Source organism: Deinococcus rhizophilus, from assembly GCF_030271215.1.
Classification (GTDB): Bacteria; Deinococcota; Deinococci; order Deinococcales; family Deinococcaceae; genus Deinococcus; species Deinococcus rhizophilus.
Genome location: NZ_JASNGB010000199.1, coordinates 1 through 5109 on the forward strand (window position 1 = coordinate 1; position 5109 = coordinate 5109).

5 protein-coding genes and 1 pseudogene are annotated in these 5109 nt (G+C 71.2%); 1 reads left to right on the forward strand and 5 read right to left on the reverse strand.

Going from position 1 to position 5109, the window contains the following annotated elements; genetic code table 11:
• On the forward strand, positions 1–370 hold a 370-nt coding region (locus tag QOL99_RS14885; protein ID WP_285524972.1), incomplete at its 5' end, for a nucleoside deaminase.
• Between the two features lie 194 nt (positions 371–564).
• Here QOL99_RS14885 and QOL99_RS14890 read toward each other — a convergent pair.
• The 5 genes and pseudogenes from QOL99_RS14890 to QOL99_RS14910 all read right to left on the reverse strand — a co-directional run.
• Positions 565–852, reverse strand: a complete 288-nt coding sequence (locus tag QOL99_RS14890; RefSeq protein ID WP_285524973.1) for a hypothetical protein — start codon at positions 850–852, stop codon at positions 565–567.
• 181 nt (positions 853–1033) lie between these two features.
• Positions 1034–2911 carry a 1-deoxy-D-xylulose-5-phosphate synthase gene (gene dxs, locus QOL99_RS14895; RefSeq protein WP_285524975.1) on the reverse strand — a complete coding sequence of 626 codons (1878 nt, stop codon included), beginning with the start codon at positions 2909–2911 and terminating at the stop codon, positions 1034–1036.
• Positions 2912–2974: 63 nt separating this feature from the next.
• A complete protein-coding gene (locus QOL99_RS14900) occupies positions 2975–3691 on the reverse strand; it encodes a hypothetical protein (protein ID WP_285524976.1) in 717 nt (238 codons plus the stop codon).
• 102 nt (positions 3692–3793) lie between these two features.
• The gene (locus QOL99_RS14905) at positions 3794–4525 is read right to left on the reverse strand and encodes a PspA/IM30 family protein (RefSeq protein ID WP_285524978.1); all 732 of its coding nucleotides are present in this window, start codon (positions 4523–4525) and stop codon (positions 3794–3796) included.
• 242 nt (positions 4526–4767) lie between these two features.
• Positions 4768–5109: pseudogene (locus QOL99_RS14910) on the reverse strand (hypothetical protein); the annotation flags it as partial.

Below are 5109 nucleotides of genomic sequence, written 5' to 3' on the forward strand. Positions count from 1 at the left end.
GGACGGCGCGGTGGTCGGCCGGGGCCGCAACACCAGCCGCGAGCACGGCGACATGACCCGCCATGCCGAGCTGGGGGCGCTGCGCGGGGCGACCCGCACCCTGGGGCCCTACCTGACCGCCTGCACCCTCGTCGTGACGCTGGAACCGTGCCCGATGTGCCTGGGCGCGGCGCTGGAGGCGCGGGTGGGCCGCATCGTGTACGGCGCCGCCAATCCCAGAGCCGGAGCCCTCGGCGGCGTGGGCGACCTGCTGGCCCACCACTGGGGCCACCGCCCGGGGGTGACGGGCGGCGTGCGGGCGGCGGAGGCGGCGCGGCTGCTGCGGCAGAGTTTTCAGGCGGTGCGGCTGCGCGGACAGGACGTTCCCTGAACGTCAGCCGCCGTCGCAGCCCCCGCCTCCGCCTCCGCCTCCGCCCCCGCCTCCGTCGAACCCGCCGCCCGGGGCGCAGTCACCCGGGTTCCCGACCATTAACCCGGCCGCCGCACCGTCGGAGGTATGTCGGCCACCTTGGCCGCCCGAGTTGCTGCCAGACCCACCTNCGCGGACAGGACGTTCCCTGAACGTCAGCCGCCGTCGCAGCCCCCGCCTCCGCCTCCGCCTCCGCCCCCGCCTCCGTCGAACCCGCCGCCCGGGGCGCAGTCACCCGGGTTCCCGACCATTAACCCGGCCGCCGCACCGTCGGAGGTATGTCGGCCACCTTGGCCGCCCGAGTTGCTGCCAGACCCACCTGCTCCCAGCAGCAGCAGCGCGGCGATGGACAGCACTCCGGCCGCTGTCCAGCTCCACAGCACACCGAGGACGACGAACAGCACGGCCACCACCAGCACCTTCGTGAAAGGGGAAAGTCGCATACAGCCTCCTATGGAGAGTGACGGGTGGAGAGTGACGGGTTGAGGGACGCCCTCAAGATGACTGCCTTCCGTCAGCCGGAGGTCAGGGGGAAAATGGGGAAAGAGGCCGGAGCGAAAGCCCTGGCCTCTTTGCTCCACCGGCTCTTTTGTCCACAGGGGACACGCCATGAACGGCGGGCCCTCACACCTCCAGCGGAACGTCCACCCCCAGCTCGGCCAGCACGGTGCGGATCGCCGCCGTGTCCAGTCCGGCGCGGGCGTGGACGCTCTCCACGGTCGCGTGATCCTGAAACTCGTCGGGAATGCCCAGTACCCGCACCGGCACCCGGAGCCCCAGGGCGTTGAGCGCTTCCAGCACGGCGCTTCCGAAGCCGCCCACGACCGTGTTGTCCTCCACGGTGATCAGGGTGCGGGCGCGGGAGGCCAGCTCACGCAGCATCGCCTCGTCCAGCGGCTTGACGAAGCGGGCGTTGACCACGCCCACGCCGGGCAGGCCTCCGGCGGCCTTGCGGGCGTACTCCAGCGCCTTGCCCCCGGCCAGGATCACCACGTCGTCGCCCTCCTGCACGCGCTCCCAGGTGCCCCACTCCAGTTCGGGCCAGGTGCCTTCCGGCACGCGCCCCACGTTGCCGCGCGGGTAGCGGATGGCGAAGGGGCCGGGGTGCGTCTGCGCGTACTTCAGCATGCCGCGCAGCTCGGCGGCGTCCCTCGGCAGCCCGATGCGGACATTCGGGATCGAGCGCAGGTAGCTCAGGTCGAACACCCCGTTGTGGGTGGCGCCGTCCGCCCCCACGATGCCCGCCCGGTCGATGGCGAAGGTCACGTTCAGGTTCTCCAGCGCCACGTCGTGCAGCACCTGATCGTAGGCCCGTTGCAGGAAGGTCGAGTAGATCGCCACGACGGGCCGCATCCCCCGCAGGGCCATCCCCGCCGCCGCCGTGACCGCCACGTCCTCGGCGATGCCCACGTCGAGGTAACGGTGCGGGTGAACCTGGCTGTAGCGCACCAGGCCGCTGCCCTCGCGCATGGCGGGCGTGACCACGAAGGTGCGCGGGTCCGCCGCCGCGAGTTCGGTCACCGCGTCCCCGAAGGCGCTGCTCCACGAGTAGGCTTGACTCGGCGCGTACTCCCCGGTCGCGGGGTCGAACTTGGCCGGGCCGTGCCAGAAGATCGGATCGGCCTCGGCGTAGCTCAGGCCCTTGCCCTTCTTGGTGACCACGTGCAGCAGCGTGGGGCCGTCGAGGTCCACGAGGTGTTCGAGCAGCCACGCGAGTTCCTGCACGTCATGTCCGTCCACCGGGCCGACGTAGCGCAGGCCCATCGCCGCGAAGGGATTCACGCTGGCGGGGTCGAAAAAGTGCCGGGTGGAACTCTTGGCCCGGCTCATCAGGTCGGCCAGCGGCTTGCTCAGCGCCTCCACGGCCTTTTTCCCGGCCCCCTCGCCCTCCTGGAACCACCTCTGCACCTGCAGGCCGCGCATGAACTTGTTCAGGGCGCCGACGTTCTCCGAGATGCTCATCTCGTTGTCGTTCAGGACGATCAGCATGGGGCGTCCCAGGTCCCCGATGGTGTTCAGCGCGGCGAGGGCCATCCCGCCCGTCAGGGAGCCGTCCCCGATCACGGCGGCGACCCGGTGGTCCTGCCCCTGCGCGTCACGGGCCAGCGCCATGCCCAGCGCGTTGGCGAGGCTGGTGCTCGCGTGCCCCACCGTGATCGCGTCGTGCTCGTTCTCGCTCACCCGGGTAAAGCCGGAGAGTCCGCCCTCCTTTTTCAGGGTGGCCATCTGCTCCCGTCGGCCGGTCAGAATCTTGTGGGCGTAGGCCTGGTGCCCCACGTCGAACAGGATGCGGTCGCGCGGCGAGTCGAGCACGTAGTGCAGGGCCACGATCAGGTCGGTGGCCCCCAGCGAGGAGGCGAGGTGCAGCCCGCCCACCGAGCAGACCCGCACGATCTCGCCCCGCAACTCGGCCGACAGCTGCGGCAGCTCCTCGCGGCTCAGCCCCTTGAGGTCCTGCGGGCTGTGGATGCGGTCGAGGAGGGGCGTCAGCGGCTCAGACATAGAAAACCTCCTGGCGGGTGGAAACGGGGCCGGTCATGGCCCCACGGTAGCGGGCGCAGGGACTCACGGCTTCCCCCCAAAGTTGCGGGCGGTGAGCAGCAGGCCCTCCGGGGTGCGGACCTCGCCCACGAAGGGCGCGAACCACAGCTGCTGCACCTGCGGCGAGAAGAGGCCCCCCACGTCGTCCCCGATCTGGCGGGTCACCACCCAGATCTCGGAGGTCCCGGCGGGCGTGCTCACCCGGCGGCGGTCCTGCACGTCGTAGCGGTAGCGCAGCGTGCCCTGGGTCTGCACCCGGCCATCATCCCCGGTCAGGGTCACCCGGCTGACGCCCTCCCAGCTCAGGCCCACCCGCCACGCGCTCTCGGCAGGGGCCTCCAGCCAGGCGGGGTCCAGCCGCACGCTCACGCCGGGTTTGCGAAAGCCCAGCAGCCGCACGCCCTCTGCGCCGATCTGCCGGAACCACGTCTGCTGGGCGCCCCGGCCCGTGAGTTCAAAGGCCAGCGCCGTCTGCCCGGCGAACACCGTCGGTCCCAGCGCCCGCAGCACGTAGGGCTGGGCCCCCGCCGCCTCGCCCTCGGGCTGGTAGCTCCAGGTCAGGCCCGTCTCCAGCGGGTAAAAGGAAACGCGGCTGACCGGCGTGCTCGACGCCACGGGCGCTCCCTGCGCCTGCGGACCAGCAGCGGGAGCGCAGCTGACCAGCAACGCGGCGCCCAGCACGGCTGGGAGGAGAGACCTTCGGAGGTGGCCGGACATGGTGGACACAGTAAGGCTCGGCATCCCCTCCATTCTGTCAGCCATCACGGAGTTGCGCTGACGGCCAGGGCAGGCACGGCCGCAAAAGAGGGCACCCGGCGGTGCCCCCACAGAGTCGGGTGAGCCTCAGCCCCGGCTGCTGCCCCCGGAGGTGCTGCTCCCGGAAGTCGTGCCCCCGGAGGTGCCAGAGGTGCCGCCGTCCTGCACGCGGGCCTTGAGCGCGGCAAAGGCGTCGTCGAGTTCGCGGTCACGCCCCAGGTCCGCGAGCTGGGCGTCGAGGTCGCCCTCCTGCCGCAGCTGGGTCATGGCCTGATTGCGGTCTTCCATGCCGATGACCTTTTGCTCCATCGCGTCGAAGGCTTCCATCGCGCCCCCGGCCTTGCCGAATCCGCTGACGCGCTCCAGGGTGGCCCCGGCCTGCGCGGTCTTCTGGCGGGCGGCGAGCAGCGACTTGCGCGACTCCATCTCGTCGATCTTGGCTTCCAGCGCCCGCAGCTGGGTCTTGAGCTGATCGACCATGGCGCTCTGGGTGCCGACCTGCTCCTCGAACCCCCGGGCGAGGTCCTTGTGGTTTTGCGAGCGGCGCAGCGCCTCGCGGGCCAGCTCCTCGTTGCCCGCCCGCAGGGCTTCCTCGGCCTTCTTCTCGTACTCCTCGGCGAGCTTGCGGTTGGTGCCCGACTCGCGGGTCAGGCGGGCGTTCTGGCTCATCGCGTCGGCGACCTCGGTGCGGGCCTCGGTGTAGGCCGAGCGCATGTCGAGCAGCGCCTGGTCGATGATCTTGGCGGGGTCCTCCGCGCGGCTGATCATGTCGTTGACGTTGGCACGGAGCAGGCGGGACAGACGGTCGAGAATGCTCATGGGTGGTTCCTCCTTGGCAGTGATCCGCAGCAGTGATCCGCTGGAAATGATCTTGCAGTCATGATTACGCAGGGGCGGCCACGCGGGTTGCGACCGGGCCGAAGCCTCAAGGGGACGTGAAGCGCCGGATGAATGCGGACGGCACCCGCCCACAGCAGCCCCCCAGCAGCTCCCCGGCAGCGGTGCAGCAGTACGGGGGAGGTCAGCCACGCGGCCGCCTCCCCCCACAGCTGGGTCTGAACTTAAAAGACGATGGGCCGCAGCCCCACGCTGGCCGCGCCGCAGGCCACCGTCACGTTGCTTCCCGCCGGGGTGAAGGTGCAGCCCAGCGCCCGCAGGCCCGCAAGCGGGAAGATCAGGTTGCGGCCGTCGCTGGCGGGCACCAGCGGCAGCTGCACCGTGCCCGAACCCAGCTGCGCGGGCTTTTGCCCCACCGTCACGGTGAGGGGGTCGCCCCCGCTGCGGGCGAGGCGGAACTTGCCGCTTCCCAGCGAGGTCACGTTGACCACGCCCACGAGGTCGCTGCCCAGCACGTAGGGCTCGCCCCTGACCACGCCCGCCGGGGTCGCGGGGCGGGGAGCGGC

Bases quoted from the DNA above. Each gene is read 5' to 3' on its own strand.
- dxs (WP_285524975.1), bottom strand. From the start codon at position 2,911: ATGTCTGAGCCGCTGACGCCCCTCCTCGACCGCATCCACAGCCCGCAG.
- QOL99_RS14900 (WP_285524976.1), bottom strand. From the start codon at position 3,691: ATGCCGAGCCTTACTGTGTCCACCATGTCCGGCCACCTCCGAAGGTCT.
- QOL99_RS14890 (WP_285524973.1), bottom strand. From the start codon at position 852: ATGCGACTTTCCCCTTTCACGAAGGTGCTGGTGGTGGCCGTGCTGTTC.
- QOL99_RS14905 (WP_285524978.1), bottom strand. From the start codon at position 4,525: ATGAGCATTCTCGACCGTCTGTCCCGCCTGCTCCGTGCCAACGTCAAC.